General features: G+C 45.5%; 18 protein-coding genes. All 18 read left to right on the forward strand.

The genetic code is table 11. The annotated features are described in order from the left end of the window. Positions 1–213: 213 nt before the first annotated feature. The 18 genes from tssD to NQ546_RS16310 all read left to right on the forward strand — a co-directional run bounded on the left by tssD (position 214) and on the right by NQ546_RS16310 (position 25,109). On the forward strand, positions 214–612 hold the full coding sequence (gene tssD / locus NQ546_RS16225; RefSeq protein ID WP_004288717.1) for a type VI secretion system tube protein TssD: 399 nt from the start codon (positions 214–216) through the stop codon (positions 610–612). Between the two features lie 117 nt (positions 613–729). After that, entirely contained in the window at positions 730–2,538 is a 1,809-nt protein-coding gene (locus NQ546_RS16230; protein WP_004288716.1) for a type VI secretion system Vgr family protein, read from the forward strand. An 11-nt stretch (positions 2,539–2,549) separates the two neighbouring features. Further along, entirely contained in the window at positions 2,550–3,908 is a 1,359-nt protein-coding gene (locus NQ546_RS16235; RefSeq protein WP_004288715.1) for a hypothetical protein, read from the forward strand. 45 nt (positions 3,909–3,953) lie between these two features. After that, complete coding sequence (locus NQ546_RS16240; RefSeq protein WP_004288714.1) at positions 3,954–4,427, forward strand: hypothetical protein; 474 nt, start codon at positions 3,954–3,956, stop codon at positions 4,425–4,427. After that, a complete protein-coding gene (locus NQ546_RS16245; RefSeq protein WP_004288713.1) occupies positions 4,424–5,800 on the forward strand; it encodes a DUF5458 family protein in 1,377 nt (458 codons plus the stop codon). The genes NQ546_RS16240 and NQ546_RS16245 overlap by 4 nt, the downstream gene beginning before the upstream one ends. 81 nt (positions 5,801–5,881) lie before the next feature. Further along, positions 5,882–10,150: a DUF6531 domain-containing protein gene (locus NQ546_RS16250; RefSeq protein ID WP_004288712.1), complete on the forward strand. Its 4,269-nt coding sequence runs from the start codon at positions 5,882–5,884 to the stop codon at positions 10,148–10,150. A gap of 2 nt (positions 10,151–10,152) precedes the next feature. Next, positions 10,153–10,779, forward strand: a complete 627-nt coding sequence (locus NQ546_RS16255) for a hypothetical protein (protein WP_039953011.1) — start codon at positions 10,153–10,155, stop codon at positions 10,777–10,779. 40 nt (positions 10,780–10,819) lie between these two features. Then, positions 10,820–13,093: a hypothetical protein gene (locus NQ546_RS16260; RefSeq protein ID WP_004288710.1), complete on the forward strand. Its 2,274-nt coding sequence runs from the start codon at positions 10,820–10,822 to the stop codon at positions 13,091–13,093. Positions 13,094–13,277: 184 nt separating this feature from the next. Next, positions 13,278–14,510 (forward strand): AAA family ATPase, encoded by a 1,233-nt coding sequence (locus NQ546_RS16265; RefSeq protein WP_004288709.1) that lies wholly within the window; start codon positions 13,278–13,280, stop codon positions 14,508–14,510. Next, the gene (locus tag NQ546_RS16270; RefSeq protein WP_004288708.1) at positions 14,507–15,010 is read left to right on the forward strand and encodes a hypothetical protein; all 504 of its coding nucleotides are present in this window, start codon (positions 14,507–14,509) and stop codon (positions 15,008–15,010) included. Before NQ546_RS16265 ends, NQ546_RS16270 begins: the two co-directional genes overlap by 4 nt. A gap of 107 nt (positions 15,011–15,117) precedes the next feature. Then, entirely contained in the window at positions 15,118–16,098 is a 981-nt protein-coding gene (locus tag NQ546_RS16275) for a hypothetical protein (protein ID WP_004288707.1), read from the forward strand. 197 nt (positions 16,099–16,295) lie between these two features. Further along, positions 16,296–17,654 (forward strand): transposase, encoded by a 1,359-nt coding sequence (locus tag NQ546_RS16280; protein ID WP_004292408.1) that lies wholly within the window; start codon positions 16,296–16,298, stop codon positions 17,652–17,654. Positions 17,655–18,278: 624 nt separating this feature from the next. Then, positions 18,279–18,899, forward strand: coding sequence for a TetR/AcrR family transcriptional regulator (locus tag NQ546_RS16285; RefSeq protein WP_005858563.1), 621 nt, complete (start codon positions 18,279–18,281; stop codon positions 18,897–18,899). Positions 18,900–18,903: 4 nt separating this feature from the next. Further along, on the forward strand, positions 18,904–20,043 hold the full coding sequence (locus NQ546_RS16290; protein WP_004288704.1) for a StlD/DarB family beta-ketosynthase: 1,140 nt from the start codon (positions 18,904–18,906) through the stop codon (positions 20,041–20,043). Positions 20,044–20,279: 236 nt separating this feature from the next. Then, entirely contained in the window at positions 20,280–20,804 is a 525-nt protein-coding gene (locus NQ546_RS16295; RefSeq protein WP_005858561.1) for a TetR/AcrR family transcriptional regulator, read from the forward strand. Between the two features lie 196 nt (positions 20,805–21,000). After that, positions 21,001–23,340: a hybrid sensor histidine kinase/response regulator gene (locus NQ546_RS16300; protein WP_039952934.1), complete on the forward strand. Its 2,340-nt coding sequence runs from the start codon at positions 21,001–21,003 to the stop codon at positions 23,338–23,340. Then, the gene (locus NQ546_RS16305; protein WP_004288700.1) at positions 23,321–24,640 is read left to right on the forward strand and encodes a sigma-54-dependent transcriptional regulator; all 1,320 of its coding nucleotides are present in this window, start codon (positions 23,321–23,323) and stop codon (positions 24,638–24,640) included. The genes NQ546_RS16300 and NQ546_RS16305 overlap by 20 nt, the downstream gene beginning before the upstream one ends. A 307-nt stretch (positions 24,641–24,947) precedes the next feature. Further along, positions 24,948–25,109 carry a hypothetical protein gene (locus tag NQ546_RS16310; RefSeq protein ID WP_004288699.1) on the forward strand — a complete coding sequence of 54 codons (162 nt, stop codon included), beginning with the start codon at positions 24,948–24,950 and terminating at the stop codon, positions 25,107–25,109. The last annotated feature ends 81 nt before the right edge of the window (positions 25,110–25,190 follow it).

A 25,190-nucleotide genomic window follows, 5' to 3' on the forward strand; every position in this document is an offset into this window, starting at 1 on the left:
AAATAATTCGGCTATTGTTGGCAGTGTTTTTTTTATGCTTATGGGCATATTTTCGGCAAAAACAAGAAAAAATCATCAAAAGTTCTTTGTAGTTTTCAGAAAATGCCATATATTGGGCGCAGAAATTGAAGGACAAAGATAGGACTGTAGCAGGCCTCCTTTGACCGGATATTTCAAAATCAACTTATTTTTTTAATTTAAAACTTTGAGAATATGGCATTTAAAGCGTCATTTAAGTTTTCGGACTCAAGAGAGTTTGATGTACTGACCTGGAGAGTTAAGTTCAATCGTGATGTGGACCCCAAAGGCCGTCCGGCATCTGACATTTATGGTGGCACAATCTATGTGGAAATCGAATCAACTCCCGATACCATTGTGCTGGATAAGATGTTCAAGCAGTACCAGCCCGTAAACGGAAACATCGTCTTCAAGAAAGCGGATGAAGATGCCAAAATGAAGGAATTGGTGTTCGAAAATGGTTATGTGGTGGATTACGAAGAGGCACTGAATGTGGCTAACCCTTATCCGATGACAATCAAGTTCGCCATTTCTGCACAGACCGTGAAGATGGACGAGGCTACATTTGTACAGGATTGGCCGGAAAACAACTAATGGTTGTTTCCTAATCAAAGTTTTAAGGTGCCGGAATATACCAATTCCGGTTATTTCGGCACCAAAAAACATACCGACCAGTCGGATTATTTATTTAAAATCATAGTTTAAGATAGTATGGGAGCAAGTTTTCTGAATTTGGTGACTACTAAAGTAACCGTGAAAGGAGAAGAACAGAAATTCGTTTCACTGCATCTCCGTCAGGGTTTCAACCGGCATCACACCTTTACTGTGGTGGTGAATTATCTGTCGCCTAACAATACGTTCCAACAGACCCCGGAAAAATTCATCGGCTACATCGGGGAAACTGCCAGCATTTCATTTGTCCATAGGCAGACGGGTGAAAGTTATGACTTCGAGGGAATCATCACTCAAGTGGAAATGGTTGGAAGCATGGGCGAGACAGGCGGAGTGGCCATTCACGGAACAAGCCCTACGATACTGTATGAGAACAACAGGACACTCGACTCTTGGATGGATCAGTCCCTCTCTACCATAATAAAGGAGGCGACGCAGGAGTATGGAAAGGTCAATCTGGTTTCCAATCCCAAGTATGCGGCGCCCATACCCTACATGGCGCAGTATAACGAGAGTGTCTTTGACTTTATGAATCGCCTTTCGGCTCTTTATGGGGAGTGGTTCTATTATGACGGAACGAAAGTGTATTTCGGCAAGCCTGACAGGGACAATACGGAGAAGATTGTTTATGACATGGATTTGGAGGAAGTACGTCTGGTTGCCAATCTGGTACCGGGTAAATCCGCAAGATACGATTATGTAGCGCAGGAGAACAAACAGCATAATGCGGATACGCCTGCCAAACCGGATGGCATGAACGACCTTCAGTCTATTGCACACAGCTGCTCTGAGAAGGCATATACCGCAAAAACAACCTCGGCTGCCGACCCCCATGTAACGGACAAGGCGGAACTGGACGAACAGATGAGGATTGTAAAGAATGCGTCTGGTGCCAATCTTCTGAACATCAAAGGCATAGGAAAGACTTGCCGGATAAGGATTGGTGAAATCATCGATGTTTCTTTCCCCGACAGGATGAAACTGCCTCCTTTAGGCAAGTTCCGTATTGTCGGGATTGAGCATGAGGTATGCCGTGACGGACATTACTCCAATAGTTTTGTCGGTGTGCCGGACAGTACGGTACATATTCCTGTTCCCGATGCGAAGCGGCCGTTGGCGTTGCCGGAACTGGCTACGGTGAAGGAAAACAACGACGACAAGGGACAGGGACGTGTGAAAGTGGCTTTCGACTGGCAGAAAAACGGCAAGACAACCAATTGGATCAGGGTGCAGACTCCTAATGCGGGAGTAAGTGGTGCGGTTCCCAAAAATCGCGGATGGGTATTTGTTCCGGAAGTCGGCGATCAGGTTATGGTAAGCTACGAGCATGGCAACCCGGACCGCCCCTATGTTACGGGGTCGGTGTTCCATTCCGGTTCAGGTAAAGGAGGGGACAAGGACAACAAGGTCAAGAGCATTATCACACGCAGCGGCAATGCCATCGTTTTCGATGATGAGACGGGAAGCATCGTTATTACCGACCAGACGGGAAAACAGCTGATCATGTTGGATGGCACGGATGCCATTACCGTCATGGCGAAAAAGAGCATTACCCTTACCAACGAGGCGGAATCGGTCATCGTAATGGATGATAAGTCGATAGGCTTGCAGGCCGATACCATTGCTCTCGAAGGCAGGAAAAGTGTAACATTGCTGTCCGGCAACGAATGTATGGTACTCAGCAGCGAAAAGAGTATAATTAGCAGCAGCGGTACCAATATCAAACAGGAAGCGACAAAGGATTACGATGTTGCTGCAAAGAACGGAACGGTCAACGGTGTAAATCTGATGATAGAGGGAAAGGGAAACGTAACGGTTTCGGGAGGAATAGTAAAGTTTAACTCATAATTCGGTTGGCTATGGGAGCATCTGCATCTGTGATACAGGAATATTACAAAGCGGTCGATTACTGGGCGGACATAGTCGGCAACAAGGACTGGAAACTGTCTGTATGGATTGTCGGGCAGAACGATGTGGACTTGGTAGACAGGTTTCTGGAAATAGAACGTTCTCCGGTAGGGCAGTTCGATGACATATTCTTTCGTTTTGATACGCCGTACAGGGGGGATGACGAGGAATACACTGAACAGCTCTGGCAGGAATATGCGGGTTGGTTTTCAGAAAAGGTTGAGGAGAAGTATGATATTCTCAGGGCTCTGAGGCACGACGGGTTGCTGAAGGAAGAATACATTCCTGATGTGTCGGTTGAGCATACGGCGGGCAACTTGTGGAGAGAGATGTTGCGTTTCAAGGCATGTATCTCCCGGTTGGATGATGCCTTTTTCTGTCTGTACTTTCCTCCGGAACAGGAAAGGGGGTATTCCCGGACAGGATGGTTCGGCAATGTGCTGAAAGAAGGTGTCCCGCAGGGAATCCGGATGACAACCATTGACTTGAAAAAGAACAGGAGTATCCGATTGGGTGAGTCTCGGGAAGTGGTTTGCATACGCCCGCGGTTCGATATGGCGGCGGCTTTGCATAACCGGATGGCACGGTCGGATAGCGGTAACGACCTGATTGCACCTGAAAATCGGTTCAAGCAGCAGGTTACGGTTGTCATGGATTCTACACAAAAGCAGGATTGGAAATTATTGGACAGGGAAATCCGAAAACTGTTGGATATTGCACAGGAAATAAAGGATACGAATATCCGGATTTCCGCTCTGCTTATCGCATCCGAGGCATGTTATGCTATCAGGGAATATAAGCATAGCATGAAATACAGCGACGAAACCGTCCGGGAGGCGGAAAAGGCGATGCAGGGCGGTGAAACGGCAGGATATAGTTATTGGAAAATGGCTGTTTCCATGAAAGCGGCCATTCTGACAGCCGGGAAAAAACGGGAGGAAGCGGTTGCCTTGTATGACATGATGGCTAAAAAAGCCGTCATGCAAAAGGACCCTTATTATGTCATGGAAGGCTATCGCATGTGTGGTTTCCTGCGCTATGAGGATGGAAAGATGGAACAGGCTTTCGAATATTTTTTGCTTGCCCTGGCAGGCGGCAGCTACCTTTCTGCCGAAATCAGGCGGAGTTCCACGTTCGTTTATGCGGCGTATCTGGCTCTTCATACGGGAAGGTTGGTTCGTGCTCCGATTGATGTCGGGATATTGGAACGGCAGCTCTGCGAATGGATTGGGGAGGATTGGAAGGAACTGGTGGACAATCCGGATATGCAGCAGGCGAAGGCCAGAAGAAGGGGAAGTTTTTTCAGTTGAGCGAGATTTAATTAATATATATTTTAAATTTAAAATTGAATAAGTATGGATCTTGGTAATTATGGAATCGGCGGAAACGAAGTGAAGATTGACGCTTCCGAAGGTATTGCGGAAATTCCACAAAATCGAACCTTATTGGTGGAACAGCTGACGAAGGATGAGGCGGTGGCTCCCGAAGTGGTTGCAGGTCTGACCAACATTGACGAAGTCTTTGCACATTTCCGGCCGGAAATAGATATCGAGTTCGCGGATGCGGACGGTGCTCCCGTAGAGGAAAATTTCCGTTTCCACAATGTCGGTGATTTTTCTGTCAAGAAAATGACGGAGCAGAGTTCATTCTTGTCCGGCCTGAATGCGGAAAAGCAGTTTGCGGACAGGATGGAGAAGTCGTTGCGTTCCAACAAGGTGCTGCAACGGGTGCTGGAAAATCCGGAGACACGTGGAGCGTTTGTCAATGCGATTTCTGCCATTTTGGACGATTTGAAGAACAATGAGAAGTCTAACTCCACTAATGAATGATAGTTATGAGCGAACAGAATACACAAAGAGAAGCAGCCGTACAGCAGCAACAGGCTGTGGCGCAGTCCAGAAATCTGAACGCTGAATTGCAGATTCTGGCTAAGTTTGGCGGTTTCAATGTCTTGGAATCTTCCGTGGACGGCATACAGAACATGAATCCGGAGCGTAAGGCACGGCGGAACATATTCCTTTCCGACCCTGAACGGGCGGCTGAGCGCAAGGAGCTGGAAAAACGGCTTGAGATGTGGGTCGATATGTTGAAAGGCAACAAATCCATCAGCGAGATGGTGGAGCTGTGCCAGAAGAAGTCTGCGGCGGTGTCCGGTCTGCTATCCCAGAACCAGCTGAAAGCGGTGGAAGAGGTCAGGCAGTTGGAGAAGTCCTACCGCACGGTCATGCTCTTCTACAAGAATACGGATTCCGACAAGATCAAGAATATCTCCATTGTGAACGCTTCGATGAGCCAGCTTACCGATTTGGACAACTCCTTCTTTATCGATGCCATTGCAAACGAGCTTCGTGCGAATTATGACCGTTTGGACTTGCGTACCAACTATTCCCTGCTGGTTATCCCGGGATATTTGGGTTCCAACAAGGTTGTTGAAAAATGGGCAAAGATTGCGCATGACAACAAGGTGATGATTTACACGGATTTCGCTGATCTGGAAAAACCGGATGATGTCATTGAAATGTTCTTTGATTCCAATCTTTCGGGAGGCGATGTGTACAAGTCCAACGTATGTATGACCTGCAACTATCTGGTAGGACGGGGACGCTATGCAGAACTGGGCGAAACCGAAGACTTGCTGATTCCTCCTTCTGCGGCATTGGCCGGCAGTGTGTACAAGACGGTAATGGCACAGGTTACCGCCGGTAAGAAGTATGGTTCCATGAGCGAAGTGGACGGGGTTGCCTTCAATCTGAAAAAAAGCGAGATTTCCGAAATCGAGAAGATTGGCCTGATTCCGATGGTGAAGGAATACGGCAAGGTGATGGCTTTCTCTGCCAAGACATTGTTCAATGGGGACAACTTGGGATTGCAGACCTATTCCGTAGTCCGTGTGTTCGATTGGGTAACGAAAGTGCTGATGGATTTCCTCAACCGCCGTGCCTTTGAGAACTGGAACAGCAAGGCGGAAAGGGATTTGCGTGGTCAGATCAGCAAGTTTTTGGATAGCATACAGGGTCCCGGACGCTTGATTGAGAAATTCAAGATTCTTCGTTTCGAGCGCGATCCGAAGCAGAAAGACCGTATTTTCCTCGACATTCACCTGACTCCTTATTTCCCGGCAAAGAGTTTTGTCATCAAGTTGGAAGGTACAAAAGGGGATGACGAGAACGACTGGAACAGCGACTATGCACAGGATGCATAGGTAAGTCCTTGCAGGGACAGCCGGAGTGTGCCGGTTGGAACACCCGGTTGTCTCTTTTTCACATTCTAAAAAATTCTCACCATGTCAGATGTGTTCAAGAATATAGCTGACGCCGCCGGTAGCAGCAGCGTCAGACGGGGTTTTGCCGACCTTTTTTCAGCCTCCAAGGCGGCTTTGGACGAGATTCAGGCGGGTCTGGGCGGAATCCTTCCTTCCATGCCGGGTATGCCTGTCGCCAAGTTCGGCGACCTGTCCATCGGGATAGACATGCATCCTACCGTTACCCCTCCCTCTCCCATCATGCCTGTGCCTCATGTAGGCAAGGTGTACGACCTCATGGCAGACCTCATGGCCGGCATGGCGGCTGCCATGCCGTCTGCGGCTGATGGAGTGGCCGGAGTGGCGTGCAACATCCTCAAGAGCATGGCTCCGTCGGTCAAGGTTCATAACCAGTGGATTGCGCAGGCAGGTATCGGCATCGTGCATCTGCCGGCATTTGTATTGCATCCGGCTCCGTTGGTCAGCGGTATGTCCGAGTCGGAGATGTGGATGGGCAGTTCCACTGTCCTGGCGGACGGTGCGCCCTGTTCCTCCCTCACACATCCGGCACTCTCATGCAACATTGTGGGAATACCGACGATTCCCCGCAAGGGGAAGCCCAGGAAGGTGAGCAAGGCCCTGCTTGCCCCCACTTCCATGCTCTCCACCATCACATCCGTAGGAAATCCCGTGATTGTGGGAGGACCGCCTACCATTGATGTGTTTGCGCTGGCGATGAAACTGGGGCTGAAAGGATTGTCAAAGTTCGGAAAAAAAATATCCCATCTGCTGCATGGATTGATAGACAAGGCGGGATTGAATCCCCGGCTTGCCAGGATTCTCAAGAAAACAGCTTGCATCATATTCGGTGAGCCGGTGGACGCTGCTACGGGCAGGGTCTATCACACCAATGTGGACTTCGAGCTTCCGGGTCCGATTCCCGTCGTATGGGAACGTACCTATTACAGTGATGCCGCCGTGGACGGTCCGTTGGGATACAATTGGCACCACAGCTACAATCTGGGAATACGGCAGCTGGAGGAAGGGGCGTTCGCATTCCGTCATGCTGACGGACGGGAGTCCTTCCTGCCTGCGCTGAAACTTGGAGAATCCCATTTTGACCGCAGGGAACAGCTGGCATGGACACTCGATGACCGGGGTTACATGCTTACGGACATCCGGGGGTTGCAATACCGTTTTGACGGTCCTGAAAACCGCTCCGGTTACCGCATGGTATCGGGCATTTCCACGAAGGACGGATTCCGGATCCGCTTCGAATACGCTTCGGGGGGAAGGCTGGCAGGAATCATATCCTCACGGGGAGAATTCCTGAAGGTGGAAACCGACGAGTCGGGACGGGTACTCTGCGTATCCGTACATCAGGACGGTGAGGAGGTGAAGCTGGTCCGTTACCGTTACGATGACCGGGGCGACATGGTGGAAACCATTGACGCGTTGGATGTCAGCAAGCATTTCGTCTATTCCGGCGGACACCTGCTGGTACAGCTTACCAACCAAGGGGGCATGTCCTTCCATTGGGAATATGAAGGTAAGGGAGAGAATGCCCGCTGTGTGCATACATGGGGCGATGGAGGCGTGATGGAATATTTCATCCGTTACGGCAAGGGATATACCCATATCCGTAACGGGGAAAATGCCGAAACCGAATATTATTACGGTGAGGACAAACTCATCTACAAGATAGTGGATGCCAACGGGGGAATTACCCGCCGCCAGTACAACAGCTTTCAAGAGCTGGAGGTCACGGTCAACCCCGAAGGCTACACCCATAAGACTTCCTACAACGAATTCGGCCAGCCGGTCCGGATAACGGACGAGAACGGCGAGGACACCTTTCTGGACTACGACGGCAACCGCAACCTCGTCTCGCTCTACACTCCGGGCGGAAAGAGGCTTTCATGGGACTATGACGGACTGGACCGCGTCGTCAGCCGGACCACACCGGGCGGAGAGACAGTGAAATATGCCTACGAGGGAGGCGTGTTGCGTACCATAACGGACGGACAGGGCCGGGTTTACACGCTCACGTTCAACGACAGGTACGACCTGGAGCTGCTGCAGTTCCCCAACGGGCTGTTCCGCCGGTGGGAGTACGACGGCAGGGGAAGGCTTGTGCAGGCGGTGGATGTGAAAGGCAATGTTACCCGTTATGCCTACGACCGTGCGGACAACCTGGTACGGCTGGAAGAACCGGACGGCAACGTGCACCGGTTTGAGTACGATGCCATGGGGAACATGGTACATGCCAGCGACAACATCCGCGAGGTCAGGTTCACCTATGGGGCACTGGGAGTACTGAAAAGCCGCGAGCAGGAACGGCACCACATCACCTTCGGCTACAACAGCGAGTTGCAGCTCCGGCGCATCGGCAACGAGGCGGGCGACAACTATTTCTTCGAGCTGGACGGGCTGGGACTGGTCGTTACGGAAACCGGCTTCGACGGTATGCGGCGTGAGTACGAGCGCGACGGTGCGGGCCGTGTCACCCGTGTGAACCGTCCCGGAGGAAAATGGACGGAATACCAGTATGATGGACTGGACAATATCCTGAAGGAGGAACAGTATGACGGGGAGGTCTCCCTCTACACGTACGACAAGGACGGCATGCTTGTCAAGGCGAAGAACAGCGAGAACCTGCTGGAGTTCACCCGTGACAGGAAGACGGGACTGGTTACCGAGGAAAGGCAGGGAGAATACACCGTCAGCCGTACCTATGACGGCGAAGGCAGCTGTACCCGCATCACCAGCAGTCTGGGAGCGGACATCCGTCATACCTATGACCGAGAGGGTAATTTGCAGACCATGCAGGCGGGCGAAGGCTGGCAGGCATCATGGGTGCGTGACAACACGGGATTGGAGGTGCAGCGCACCTTCTCCGGTGGCGTAACAGTCTGCACCGAGCGCGACTGTTTCGGGCGCGAGGTGCGCAAGTCGGTTCGGTCGGGAGGCATCGAGCGTGGAGCATACCGCTATGAGTGGGGGATTGCCAACCGACTGCTTTCTAAGGAGAACGAGCTGACGGGAACGGTCATGCGCTACGACTATGACCGTTTCGACTTCCTCATCCGGCAGGAAATTACCCAGGGTTCGGAAACGGACGTGATTTACCGCGTACCGGACTTCGTGGGCAACCTCTTCGGGACTCCGGACAGGAAGGACCGCAAATACGGTGCCGGGGGAAGACTGCTGGAGGACCCGGATTGTTTCTATCACTACGATGATGAAGGGAACCTCATTTTCCGTGAGTTCAAACGGTTGCAGGAAACGGGCGTAAGGTACGATCGCAAGCGCATGGAGAAGGAGCGCGGCGTCCGCTGTCTAGCTACAGGTACGGGATGGCTCTACGAGTGGAGTTCCAATGGTATGCTAAAGAAGGTTATACGTCCGGACGGAAGACCGGTGGAGTTCCGCTACGATGCGCTGGGACGCCGCACCGCCAAGCAATATCTCAGTAAGGTCACACGCTGGGTGTGGGACGGAAACGTGCCTTTACATGAGTGGAGCTACAAAATTCCCGATATGCAGCCGGATAAGGAAGAAAACGTTCCGTCAAAAGAGCCGACAGAGAATATTACCACCTGGGTATTTGAAGCAGGCACATTTGTACCAATGGCGAAGATACAGCATGGCAAGCAATATTCCATCGTGTCTGACTATTTGGGAACACCCATCCAGATGTTCGACGAACATGGAAATAAGACATGGGACTGTATACTGGATATTTATGGGGAAATTGCAACTTTTTTTGAAGGACATTCTTTGAATGAGTGTCCGTTCAGGTATCAGGGGCAGTATGAGGATGAAGAAACAAATCTATACTACAACCGTTTCCGTTATTACTCTCCTAAAACAGGAAGCTATCTGTTGCAAGACCCAATTGGTTTAGTCGGAAACAATCCAACTCTTTATGGATATGTTTATGACACCAATAGTTGGTTAGACCCATTTGGACTTACAGCCGAAATATATAAATTGGTTGCAACAAAGAGCGGTTATTATGATGTGTATGAATGGGGAAGCGATACCCCTGTTGGTAAAACGTGGTTAAATGAAGGCGATATTTGGAAAATAGGAGAAACCGCAGATTTCAGAAGAAGGAAAAACGGCTCAGAAATTCAAAACAGATATAGCAAAAAATGGTTAGATAATAACAAATTAGATTATCAACCATTACAGCGTTCTCCAAATAAATCTGCAAAACCTTCTTTCCAAAATTTTGAAACAAGCCGTATAAAGAAGTTTGAAAAACGATTTGGTAAAAAGCCAGCAGGTAATAAATGTTATCATTGATTATGGAAAGAATAAGAGTAGTTTCAGACTCTCCAGGTTATATCAAAGTTCGCGAAATTAGTAAAGAACTTAGGAGTTTCACTAAAATTATTGAAGATAAATATAATCAAATTGATTTTGATTTTCTGTTTTGCTTTAGAGCATTGTATAGTACAATGGGGATTAACTCCAAAGTCCGATTTGATAAAGGAGATAACACATTAGGAATGGATTTGATAATGTCTTTAGATGAATTTAACCCTTACAAGACTAATGTGGCAATGCAACGGCTAATTATGGGGAAACATTTATTTCCTTTTTTTGCAGAGAACATAAAAAAATATAAAAGTAAATTGCCAAATTTAAAGTCGATAGCAGAAGACTTAACAGAGGATATGCGTTTATTTTTGATAGATAATCTTTGGTTACCAGATGACAATGGCAATTTAAAGTTATCAGTAATAGAAACTGTATCTTATGAGAAAGCTATGGCTTTGCTTGGAAATCCGATACGAAAAAAATTCACTAACATGGAAAATGGACAAAAAATACAAGATTTGCTTTGGGAGATAGATAAAGAAACAAAAATATTAGCTCAATATAAACTGATAGATAAGATTTGGATACTTCAAAAGTATAAAATAGAATAGCAATTCACTATGCCATAAAAAATAATTAACCTCTTACATTATGGATATTTTTTCTAAAGAAATTATTATACCTATAACGGCAGCCATACTGGGCATTGCCGTTCCCTTGTTAATTGGAGTTATTCAGCGGATAGACGATAAATATGAATCTACCCGCCTGATACAACTCTTTATGAACGAAAGAAGCACAAAGCATTTTCTTGGCTTGCTCGCTATTACCATATTTTTACTGTTCTATCAATTGGTCGCTCCACCTAACTATTTTGATTTCGGAGTTCTTACAAAGTGCATAGATTATTCTGCCATTATTCTCGCGACAATATTCTGTGTACTGCTAACATTCAGTATATTTATGATTTTCAGGCTTATCTATATTTATAATGTGCCTGAAAAACTGCAAAAGCATCTAATCAAGAGGAACGATATTCCACGAAATACCAGAAAGGCATGGTTCGAACTTTTTATTGCCATGCTCAAACAGAACAACGTGGATGTATTGCGCGATTGTTTTCAAGAATTGTATAATTGGACCATGTCTTTACGTGAAGGAAGACAATGGACGGTAATGGAATATCCGCCGGAGTTATACGAAGGCATTATCTCTATCAATGAACAGCTGTGTATGCAACAAAAGGAGGCGGTTTCCATCAAAAACGGCAATGACATAGTCAATGTAATGCTTGATGGAGTGCAGTTCACCATAATGCATCAGAATACCTACCGTACAATCTGGACTTGTTTGAACCAGCAATTGTTTTACAAACGCAGTGAATGGATTATCAAATATTGGAATGCAGCCAATTCTCTTCTGCTTCTTCACCTTGCAGATTTCCAACTTAATGAGCGCATATATGTCTCCTATACCCCATCTGGACAAGCTGTTGCCGATAGTAAAATGGTTGAGCTAAGGCAAAAAGAGCGGAAAGAATTTAAGGAGTTCCATATCGCATTGGGGGGACTTTTGCTGTTTAGAAAGGAGCACGAACTTTTAAATCAAATATTGTATTACACTAATAGCCAACCACCTCATTATGTTCTGATTCCAGGATCGCTGGCTGAAATTATTCCACTGTATATGAACTTGCTCTCATTCAGCCCCGATTCAATGTACAAATACGAGCAAAAATATCCATTTTTTGGTCTTCAGGCTGGCGTACGCAACAATAGCATCATCAATGGCTGGATACAGAAATACTTGTATATCCTAATGTTACGTCTGGCAACACTTAACCGCACCTATGTTTACGAGGATTTTTATTCACTGCCGGCTCTTCCTGAATCCTTGTCCGAAAAGAACGAATGGCTGGAAAATGTTCCTATTATCCTGAAACAGATTGAGCAGAATTCCATTCCATTGGAAGACATCACAACAATACTGCCATTGGATCAGTCGCGCATATACAGGGCTAAACATAAGCTGAAGAATGCACTGGAGTCCCTTTCCAATTCGCTTACTTCAGCAATACAACATCAAAAAGTTACTCAACAGCTGTCTGAAGATGAAATTCAGGATTTTTACCAAATAGCATCAGATAGTATTGGCAGAGAAATGAAGTGGATTACAGAAGTATCTGTCATAACTGATGATGAGTACAAAAGCTGTAACAAGTTCAATTGTGTCGGAAGAATACGTCAGCTGATGCCGGCAGAGGCATTCTGTACGGATAAAACAATAGGATATGTCAATTTTAAGGAGTCTTTCAGTGCTGCTACACTATACTCTTTCAAAAACTGCTGGCTCCGAAGCTTCCAGTATCAGCCTAAAAGTGAATATAGGGTTTTTCCGGAAAATCTTGACAAAGTCTTCCAGACTTTAAGATTGACCGACAAACAGATAATCATCGGATTCCACTTCAACTGGTACAATGCTTATCCTCAGAATTTACGGAAGGAAAACGAGTATAAGTTCAAATCCCCTGACAACAGATTGTTGTATAGTCTGCCTGGAGATCATACAGTCGAATTTACAAATACTGTGATTATTCTCAACAAGTCAGACCTGCCCAAACTGAAATTACTTGATCCGCCTTCCACACTAAAGGACAAGTTTCATTTGAAATGTATCAATAAACAATACAAGTTATATGCCTCTGTAATCAAATTATCCGAAAACGAACCTCTTCTGAATGAATATATCAGTTCGGGAGCATACTTGGAAAAAGAATTGAAACAGATGGCATTGGTTTGTACAGAGCTGGACGCACAGATACTATGGAAGCAGAAAATACCTGTTGTCATGATTAAGGTGCTCGACCGCTTTATTGACAGCGGCAATGAAAATCTTTCCGAAATCCGTCCGTTCAATGCCGACTGATACATATTCGGATATCAGATTGACACTTCTGACTATTAGAAAGCCATCATAAAACATACAGGTTAAAATTTGGAAAAACAAAGAATTGGGAAGACCTCTATGTTCACAGCAAATGAAACACAACATTCATTAGGTCGTCTCATTTAGAAACACTATCTTTGCCGTAAGTCTATAAAATAACCATATGAGTAGAATCAAGATTAAAAACTTCGGTCCGTTGAAAGAAACAGCATCTGTAACGGACGGATGGATAGATATAAAGAAAGTAACCGTTTTTACGGGTAACCAGGGTAGCGGTAAAAGTACGGTTGCCAAACTGGTTTCCACCTTTACATGGATGGAGAAGGTCTTGACACGGGGTGATTTCAAGGAGAAAGAATTTACCGCCTCCAAGTTCAAGAACAAGTATTGCGGTTACCATCGTATTTCCAATTATTTCATAAAGGAACAGACTGAGATTTTCTACGAAGGGGATTCTTACAAGTTTACCTACACGAAGCAAGGCGAACTTGTCATGGAAAAGAATGAGAATGCATTGGACAGCTATGCCCTTCCTCAAATCATGTATGTTCCTGCCGAACGGAATTTCATCAGCATGGTCAACAAACCGGATCTGATTAAGGATTTGCCGGATGCCTTGCTAGGTTTTCTTACGGAATATGACAAAGCCAAACAACGCATTAAGAGTAGTCTGGAACTGCCTATCAATCATGCTCAACTGGAATATAACAAACAAAATGACATTGTTTATGTCAAAGGTGAGGACTATAAGGTGAAGTTGATGGAAGCGTCCAGCGGATTCCAATCCATCGTACCGCTTTATTTGGTTTCTTTACATTTGTCCGAATCTGTAAAAAGTCAGGCGAATAGTGCCCAGAAGATGAGCAGCGATGAAGCGAAACGCTTCGAAGCGGAAGTTGCGAATATATGGAACACACCGAACCTTACAGACGAGCAACGGAGGATTGCCCTTTCAGCCGTTTCTGCCAGATTCAACAAATCGGCATTTGTCAACATTGTAGAAGAACCGGAACAAAACCTTTATCCGGAATCGCAATGGATGATAATGAAACAGTTGCTGGCTTTTAACAATGCTTTGGAAACAAACCGTTTGGTGGTTACAACACATAGCCCATACCTTATTAATAGCCTGACCGTCGCTGTCAAAGCCGGTATGCTGTTGACTGTAGATAATCTTTCCTGTGAGGTACAAGAAAGGATAAATGCTATTTATCCCATAGAAGCTGCCATACACCCTGACGAAATCGCTATTTACGAGTTCAACGAGATAGAAGGGACGGTAACAGTACTGGACACATATCATGGGCTTCCTTCCGATGAGAACTTCCTCAACAGGATGCTGGAGAGAACAAACGAAGATTTTGCCGATTTATTGGAAATACAACAGGAATTATGATTGACTTCTTCCCGACACAACATATATCATCATCAAACAGACGCAAATTCGGTATATGCGACCGGCCGGCTCCTGCTGCTGAAAAAGCATATATTGCAGAAAAACAGGGTCAGGATTGGATTGCGGCGGTGGATAATTATCCTCAGGTAAAGGTGAATTTCGTACCGGTTGACCATTGCATTGAACTGCGCAGGGCGGACGGGAGTATGGACAACCGCTGCGACGGCTGCCTGTTTTATAGAGATACGATCATATTTGTAGAGTTGAAGCAAAGAAAAGGCAAGGGTAATCAATGGATAAAAGACGGCGAACAGCAGTTGCGTTCTACCATTGGTTATTTTGAACAACAGGAAGAGGCACGGAATTTTCCCATAAAAAAAGCCTACATAGCCAATAGTGAAAAACCTTTGTTCAGAACCGGTCAGGCAGTACGTATGGAACGCTTTTTCTCGGAAACAAACTATATACTGAGAATCGAGAACAGAATAAATATTGAATAATTGGTTGACCCTGCAGTGATTTTCGGCGAAAAACGGAACTCCGGTACGAAACTTGATGCCTACATTTGCACTGTTAACAAAATGTTTCACTTAAAACCTGTTGATTTATGGACTATATCCAAAAGATTAAGTTGCTGAACGAGTTGATGCTCAATGCAACACCGCAAAATGTAGATTTCACACCGCAAAACGGCAATTATTGTGTGGCACTGATAGCTACGCGGCCTGTTCACACTTGGGGATACCAAAAGCGTAACTTCAAGATTAAGGGACGGTTGGAAGAAGGCAAGACGGTCTCTGCCGATTTGATAGCGGAAAATGAAATGCTTTTTGGTGTGGAAAACCTGCCTTACGTGGCCCACGAGGGTGACCGTACCCCTATCTTCAAGATAATTCGTGCTTCCATTTTCTGTGCATATGCGGGGTTGCAGCTTACAGACCTGCATCTGGGGATGCGGAAGATTGCCTGGTCAGATTATCCTTTCAAGAGACCGGATAAGGAAGAACAGGCAAAAGCGGAAATCAGATTTATGAAACGTCTGGCATCGGTAATGACTGTTCCGGATCATTGTGTGGTAGGACGTTCTGTGGTAACCCATCTCACTTCCACCCGTTTGCGGGATGTTATGCTGTACAACAAGGAGTACGAACCGTCCTTATATGGAAAGATAAAGGATTCAATAGAATCCTTATCTCCCTTTATTCCGGCAAAGGACCATGCCGATAATGTGGTTCCCGATGTATTTGTTTCGCAACAGGATTGGGAAAATCCTCGTGACACTTATGAACATCAGGTTATCATACTCAATGCCAAAAGCAAAAAGAAAGAACAGTTCTGGTGGGATTACCTGAAACTCAATATTTTCCTAAGCGATTTGGAGTATTATTTCGGCTACTATATTTTGATGAACCGTTGGCAGATTCCGATGATTCAGAGGTGGATTGCCGAGTATCGCGAAAAAGGTTTCTTCGAGTCCCAGCGTGCGAAGGATTATCTTCTGTTCTATTTGAAAGCCGGAGAAAAGACACCGGTTCGTGTTTTAAACTCACAGGGGGTGCAGGTTAAGATGAAGATGCCTTCAAGATAAGCCGGTAACATAATGTTTCTCATAGGGAAAAGCGGATTATGTATATTTCATAGGGACATTCATTAAATATTACAAAATCAGCCAACTAATTCATACACAAATTATTGCGAATTAGTTGGCTTTTTTGTATCTTTAGGTATTCCCCCGAAAATAAGGTTTGACGGCCAAAACGGGGGAAATATCCAAACTAATAAGATATGGCAAAGATAGTGAATATTTCAGAAATTCACCCTACTTTGGGTTTTACAGAATTTGATATTCTGGAAAAATACCGCAAGAGTTTTAATGAGAGTGAGCTTGGCAAGCTTCATTCAGTCTTTCCGTTTGAATGTATGGCAAAAGCCGCAGGCCTGTCGGCCCGGCGCCTGGGACGCAGGAACAGATTCAGTCCTTCCGCAAAGATCGCCCTTATGGTCCTGAAGGCATACACCGGATTCTCCGACAGGCAACTGGTGGAACATCTGAACGGGAACATACACTACCAGATTTTCTGTGGAATTATGATTCCCCCGTCCCTTCCCATAACCAACTTCAAGATAATCAGTGCCATCCGTAATGAGATAGCATCCCGCCTTGACATTGATTCTTTCCAGGAGCTCCTGGCTTCACACTGGAAACCTTATCTTGATAACCTTCACGTCTGCATGACCGATGCCACATGCTATGAAAGCCACATGCGTTTTCCTACGGACATGAAACTCCTTTGGGAAAGCCTCGAATGGCTCTACAGGCATATATGCCGGCATTGCAGGGAGCTGGGCATAAGGCGTCCGCGCAACAAATACAGGAATGTGGCGGAATCCTATCTGTCCTACTGCAAGAAAAGAAAGAGGAGAGCTTCAAGGACAAGAATGCTTAAGCGCCGTATGATCAAGCTTCTTGAAAAGCTCCTCAGTCAAAGGGATGGGATCCATAGCGAGTACGGTGCTTTACTCCGATATACCCAGGATTATCATAAGCGTCTTTCCATCATCAGAAAGGTGCTTGTACAAGAAAAGGAAATGTTTGAAGGGCGGAAAGTCAGTGACCGCATCGTCAGCATTGACCGTCATTATGTACGTCCCATCGTCAGAGGCAAGGAAACCAAGTCCGTCGAGTTTGGTGCAAAGGTCAATAATATACAGATAGACGGCATATCGTTCATAGAACACCTCTCGTTCAAGGCATTCAATGAGGGTATACGCTTGAAGGACTGTATCCGTATGCAGCAGAAGCTTATGAATGTAAGGGTAAGATGTGTGGCTGCCGATTCCATATATGCCAATAATGCCAACAGAAAGTTCTGTACAAAATATGGGATATCCACATCCTTTGTGCGCAAGGGAAGGGCGGCCAAAGATGAGCCTTTGAGGAAGGTGCTTAGAAGCGAACTCTCAAAAGAAAGGGCAACACGGCTTGAAGGAAGCTTCGGCACTCAAAAGCAACATTACTCGCTCTCAAGGATAAAGGCCGGAAACAGGAAGACGGAAATACTGTGGATTTTCTTTGGAATACATACGGCAAATGCCATACTGATGATAGAAAAAATCAGAAACAAAACAGCTAAAGCAGCATGATATGATTTTACTCACAGAATCAGAAGAGGTCATCAGACTTCTTCCGGAACGTCATGTCCTGTCGGATAGAATTATGTGAGAAAGCACGGAAAAATGGCAATAAGAATGGCATATGAAGTGGTCATGCCCTATCATCTTCATATGCCATCTTATTTTTTAGAGACATTTACTGAATATCCCTTCATAGGCATTTCTTTGCCGATAGAATGCATAATTGGCCTTTCCCTTTGTTTTTATGGTATATATTTATACTTTTGCCGTAAAAAATACCATCCGGTCGGTATTTTTTAGGGATATGGCGGAACAGGGATAGAATCCGGTTGCCGGAAGATGGAATAACAAAGACATAGAGGAACATCTCTGTTTTGAAATTCCACTTTCTGTTTGGGTTCCTCTATGCCGAACAAACCGACTAATCGGCTTATTTGAAGACAAATATAAGCAAAAAATAATATATGTATAAGAAAAAAAAGAAAAAGGCATCGTTGGCATTTATTTCATAAACTGGTATGTATGGTCATAAATGATTTAATGGTAATTGGGTAGGACATATTTAATTATACTAAAAATGAACGTGTTTTCACTCAAAAGACCTACTTTTGTATGATACTAAAAAACAAGGTTATGAAAGGAGTAAAAGGCTCAGAAACAAAAAGATTAATCAGGGAAGCTGCATACAAACAGTTTCTGACAAAAGATTACAACACGGTTCCCCTGAAGGAGATAGAAAAAAGTCTGAATTTATCAAGAGGATGTATGTCATATCATTATCCAAGCAAGCAAGAACTGTTTATTGATGTGATTGATTTTTACATTTTTCACAAACAAGATGCCAAAAATAAGTTCAAGGACATTTCTCACACCTCTCTGCTTGAATTTATTGATTATTACATAAAGAAGGTGGAGGAAACGATGAATGCAATGAGGATCTATCTCATAGAAAAAGAGAAGACCAATATTACACGTGCATATCTTAACTTGATTTTGCAGGCAGAATATTTCTATCCGGGATTTAACGAGGCTTTCAACGAAATAACAAATAAGGAGATTAAATTATGGGAAAGAATATTTGTGAAGGCTGTTGAAACAAAAGAAATAAGATCCGATGTTAATCCTTCTACATTGGCTTTGACATTTCGAATCCTGCTGTTTGGAAAATGTTTTCAGGATGCATTGGTGAATGGATTGCGAATAGAAGAACTGAAAGTAGTTCTTTATAATCAATATGAACTAATTAAAAATTGAACTAATGAAGAAAGATGTTTTTATTACTGGGCTTGCAAGCTTCTTTCCGAACTCTCCTGTTTCCAATGATGAAATGGAAGAGTTCTTGGGACTCATTTCTGGAAAACATTCCAAAGTGCAACGGATAGTTTTAAAGCAAAATGGAATTAAACGGCGATACTATGCCTTAAACAAAAATCAAGAAATCACACATACAAATGCAGAAATGGCGATGCTGGCTATACGTAAGTTGCTGGCATTGACCAATAAGAGCCAAAAGGACATTGAGTTGCTTGCTTGTGCTACTGCGACCCCTGATCAGATTCTGCCTTCTCATGCGTCTATGGTACATGGGCTTTGGGAAGAACCTGTTGAAATATTCTCTTCTGCTGGAGTTTGTCTGTCTTGTCTGCAAGCTCTGAAAATAGCTTATTTGAGCATAGCTGCATCAGAAAAACAGAATGCAATATGCAGCACATCTGAATTGGTGTCAGCAATGCTTTTATCCAAAAACTTCGATATCGAATATGAAAGATGCTGCAATTTGGGCACCAATCCATATATGGCTTTGGAAAAGGACTTCCTGCGCTTTATGTTAAGCGATGGTGCGAGTTGTGCATTATTGGAAAATCATCCGGGAGAAAAGGGCGTATCTTTAAAGATTGAATGGATAGAAATGGATTCATATGCCAATGAAACCCCTACCTGTATGTTTGCCGGAGCTGTCCGGAGGGAGGACGGTGAACTGAAAAGCTGGAAATCTTTTGAAAGTCAGGAATTGGTCGATGAGTCCCTTATGGTTATTAAACAGGACATTAAACTTTTAGGGACGAAGTTGATGCCGTTATGGATTAGACATATTAAATCATGTCTGAATAAACATGGCATGACTCCTGACGATGTGGATTATGTAATACCTCACTCTTCGTCAATGGTTATTTATGGTAATCTCATTGAAGCGATGAAAAACGAGAGTTTTGAATTGTACAAACGAGAGTGGTTTACCAATCTTACCTGGGTGGGAAATATCGGATCGTCAGCAATACTGGCTGCCTTGGATGAGTTCTGTTCTACCCGTAAACTCAAATCCGGTGAAAAAATACTGCTGCTTGTCCCTGAAAGCGGACGCTTTTCTTATGGAACAGTGCTATTAAGTGTCGTATAAATTTGGAAATAAACGATAAATAACGTATTTTTGCGCTGTTAAAACGACATAGTATAGTATCATATATCATCTTCCAAACGAAAAGTGGAAAATTTCAAAGAGACAAGATGGAATATGACAGCTTGCGCTATATTAAAATATATAGCACAGGTGCGTCACTTCGTCTCTAGGTATTCCACTACCATGTTTGGATGTTGATTGCGTCTATGCTATTTTTTTATAATATAGGCAGTAGGATGGACCCGAATTTGAAACAGCGGATTATAGAGGAGGCATACAGGTTATTCATCACAAAAGGAATGAAGCAGACCTCATTCTGTGATGTGGCTGTTGCCGTGCATAAATCCAAAGGGGCTGTCATACACTACTTTCCTTCCAAAAAGAAACTGATTGATGCGGTTGTCAGAATGCGTTTTTTCCCCGACTCGCAGATTTCTTGTGAAATGTATTCTTTGGCTGACAAGGATTGGAATGAGTTTTTAAGGCAATACAGGAATCCGATAGAACGGGTGATAAACAGTTTTCCCGAACATCTGAATGGCAATCTCCTGATATGTTATATGCAGTTTGTTTCCTCCGCCCATGAATATATGGACGAATTTCCACAAATGTATCAGCAACTTCTTGTCCGGGAACAGGACTTTCTTTCCAATGTGGCTTATGGTCATAAAATAAGTTTGAAGGATGCCAAGGCGTTCAGCAGACAGGCATTGAACACTTCTATTGGTAAGACTTTCTTGGGGATGTTCTCAGAAATTTAGGTCCGCATTCCTTTCCTTTTCTTCCCTTTCAGTTCATTCCGTTGTCTTTTAGACTGATAAATGATAAAACTTTACTTGCTGGAACCTGTTTTTTTTCATTATTCTTGGAAAAGGCTTATCTTTGCAAAATAAACCGACTGGTCGGTTTATTTTGCAAAGAATTTTAATAGAATATAATGAATTAAAAAGTGAATAATTGGAAAGTAGGAATAAATTGTTGAAATCTTTGCGCCTGCAACCGCTTCTTGCCAAAATAGCGGTAGGATATATGGCCAAGATTGTAGTTATAAGTGGTATTGCTTACGTTGGCATCTGCGAATGGAAAGAGACTAAGGCCAGGGAAATGGAAGTACGGATGATTAACCGGAAAAAGCATGAGATAAATGATATATATGTGAAAATGCTCAGGCTTTCTTTCTTCTGTGAAACCTTTATGGAGTGGAGTGAGCAGGATTTTTTATTATTTCAGAAACAGAGACGGCACATTGACAGCCTGTTGTGTAGCTTGAGGTACTCCTCTTCCGGCTCACATACAGACAGCATCCGTAATTTGTGGAGAGCCAAGGAGCGGTATATGCGGGAAATCATATATTGGGTACACAGGCAGGAGGAAGCCGACCGGGAAATTGCAGCGCAAATTCCGGCCATTGCCAAACAGAGTGAACGGGAAAATGCCCCCAAAGGGGGATTCCTGAAGAGGTTGTTCGCAAAACGCCACAAGGCGGATACTCCTTCTGCCGCCTCCATGCTTCATGAACTTAACCGGAGCGTGGTTGGCAGACAGCAGGCGTATGCCCGGAAGCTGGCAGAACGGACGGACAGCTTGGATAGGATGAACAGAAGGCTGAACGTGCAGTTGCGGCAGATGATTGAGAATATGGATGGAACGGTACAAGCGGAATTGAAGAGACAGGAAGAAGAAGTTGCGGAAGCCGGGAAACGGTCATTTGCCACGGTCATCGGTCTGACGGCATTCATGGTTTTGCTGCTGATATGGTCCTATATGGTGATACACCGGGACATGATGCGTATAAACCGTTATAAAAAAAGGCTGGAAGGCACAGTCCGTCAGTTGGAGCAGACCGTTCTTGAAAACGAGGAACTGATTGAGGCAAGAAAGAAAATCATGCTGGCCGTAACCCATGACTTGCGTGCGCCGCTTGCTTCTATCAGCAGCTATGCGGAATTGCTTTCCACGGAAAGAGAAGTGTCGAAGTGCAGGGAATACAGCCGGAACATACGGCAGGTGGCGAGACACATGTCTTCCATGCTGAATTCCCTGTTGGGATTTTTCCGGTTGGAGAGTGGCGGGGAAAAGGCCGTTCCTGTCCCGTTCAGGTTATGTTCCGTCACCGAGATTTTGGAAACGGATTTTATGCCGCTGGCGGCAGGAAAAAACCTTTTGCTGAACGTGCTGAGTGCCGGAGATGCGGTTGTTATAGGAGATAGGGACAGGATAATACAGATAGGAAGCAACTTGTTGTCCAATGCAATCAAGTTTACGGAGCGGGGAAGTGTAACGGTTCGCACACAATTTGACCAGGGCGTATTGACGCTTATCGTGGAAGATACCGGCACCGGAATGGACGATGAGGAGCAGACACGCATTTTCACTGCATTCGAGAGGCTTCCCAATGCGATTGCGGAAGAAGGGGTCGGACTGGGACTTTCAATAGTAAAAGGTCTGGTCGGATTGTTGGACGGCAGGATTGAAGTGGCAAGCCGGAAAGGGGTGGGCAGCCGGTTCACTGTCTGTCTTCCTTTGGCTGTGGCAGAGGAAGCGACGGCGGAGAGCGGCAGGAGCCGGATTTCCGTACGGTCCTATACGGTACTGGTATTGGACAATGACACCGTTTTGCTGGCGGCAATCAGGGAAATGTTTGCGTATCACGGGGTGGCTTGCACGGTATGTGAGAACACGCGTGATCTGATGGAGCATGTCCGCAGCCGTAGTTATGACCTTTTGATTACGGATTTGAAAATGCCCCGGACAAACGGATTCGAGGTGTTGAAGCTCCTGCGCATGGCCAATGTGGGAAATTCACGGAGCATTCCGGTTATCGCGAGTACCGCATCGGGAAACTGCGATACGGGGGATTTGTATGCGGCAGGGTTTTCGGGCTGTTTGAAAAAGCCGTTTTCCGCCGAAGAACTTTTGCAGGTATGTACGGAATGTCTGGGAAGTGAAAGGCAGTCTGAACAAATAGACCTCGATGCCCTGCTGAAATATGGGAACAGGAGGAAGATGCTGGATACCCTGATTCGGGAGACCAGGAAGGATATGGAGGCTATGGCTGAATGTGCAGAAAAGAATGATCATGAGGCACTGAAAGAATGGATACATCATCTGACAGGCTCATGGGAGATCATTCATGCCGGCAAGCCGCTGCGTGAGTTGTTCGCACTGCTTCAGGATTCGGGAGAGTTTTCTGTGGACGAGTTCGGGCGGACTGTACAGCAGGTATTGGAAAAAGGAAAAGAAATAATATGTTTGGCACAACAGGCTAAGAAAGCTTATGAGAGTAATTGTTGTTGAGGACAATGTCTTGTTCTGTAATTATATCTGCAATTTTTTGCAGAAGGCGGATTTGGATACTGTAAGGACTTACAGGCTGGCACAGGCTAAGAAGGTCATTGGGACATCCGTCCGTGAGGATGACATCGTATTGGCGGATTTAAGATTGCCTGACGGGGAAAGTACCACGCTGTTGCAGTGGATGAGGGAGAACGGCTATATGCACCCGTTCATCATGATGACTAATTATGAAGAGATACATTCTGCGGTTCATACCATGAAGCTGGGTGCGGAAGATTATATCCTCAAACCGCTGGTTGAAACCAGGCTGCTGCCCGTAATCAAAAAAATAAGGACGGTGAACGAGGCTTTCACCAAGGTAATCTATGAACGCAAAAGCACCCCTTTTTGCGAGTTGAACCGGTACATTCACATGGTAGCGCCGACGGATATGACGGTACTGATATTGGGAAGCACCGGAACGGGAAAGGAACACCTGGCAAAAAAGATTCACAGGCAGAGCCTCAGATCCGGCAAGCCGTATGTAACGGTCGATTGCGGCAGTTTGTCCAAAGAGCTGGCACCTTCCGCCTTTTTCGGCCATGTCAAGGGGGCGTTTACCGGAGCCACAGAGGAAAAGGCAGGATATTTTCAGGAAGCGCAGGGAGGCACCCTGTTCATGGATGAGGTGGAGAACCTTTCGATAGAAACGCAGCGGATGCTGTTGCGTGCCATGGAGGAACGGCGATATCGTCCGGTAGGCGGACAACGGGACAGGCTGATGGATGTGCGCATCATTGCGGCCACCAATGAGGATTTGCAGGAGGCTGTTGCGGAAAAGCGTTTCCGGAAGGACCTGCTTTATCGCTTTCAGGATTTTACCATCACCGTACCTGCATTGCATAATTGCCTGGAGGATATACTGCCTTTGGCGGATTTTTTCCGGGAGCAATCTTGCGGGTTGCTCCGGAAAGAGGTCTTGGATTTTGACGAACCGGCAAAGAAGATGCTGCTGGGATACAGTTGGCCGGGAAATGTACGGGAACTGAAGCAGGTCATTCATGCGGCGGTATTGATATGCAAAGGAAAACTGATTACCCCCAATTCCTTACGGCTCCAATATACGGGAGAGTCCGTTTCTGACCCCATGGGGAAAGAGAAGATAGACAAGTGTTTGCAGAAAGATGAAAGAAGAAACATAGAACAGATCAAGACGGCTCTTTCCATCTCTAAAGGGAACCTGACACAGGCAGCGGCCTTGTTGGGAATCAGCCGCCCGACCCTTTACAAGAGAATGAGCCTGCACGGAATTTCCAGATAGGTTTGTTTGCGATACAGTTTTCCCCTCATCAAAGGAAAATCGAATTTGTCTTGCCGGCCGCATTTGCCGAATCTTTTCGTGGAAATTTTCCTTGCGGCTTCGCCGTGGAAAATTTTCACGAAAAAGAATGCGGCGGCAATCCAGATTCGATTTGAAAAACGATTACAGGGGCAAACTGCGACCGACGTGACGCATGGATAAAGGATATGGGCTGCTTGAAGAGGCCGTGTTTCATAATCCATGAAATTCCACATATCCAGCCGGAATACAGGTCTTATGAAAGTCTTGCTGTAAAAAAGCGGAAGGCATGAGAAGACAGGGGGCTTCAGCTCCCTCTGTTCTGCATGGTTTTCTTTCCTGTCCGCCTGCTCTTTTTCTGGTGTCGGATGCGCAGGCTTTTTCCCTTCTGCCTCACGTATCTTCTCTCTTTCCGTTCATTCACTTCCCCTCTTCTCCGTTCACGGTTTAGCCGTTGGAAACAGTCGTGTTTATGACATCTGATGACATTTGATGACATCTGATGACACCTTTTTGAAAATCAGCATATTAT

The organism is Bacteroides eggerthii, from assembly GCF_025146565.1.
GTDB lineage: Bacteria > Bacteroidota > Bacteroidia > Bacteroidales > Bacteroidaceae > Bacteroides > Bacteroides eggerthii.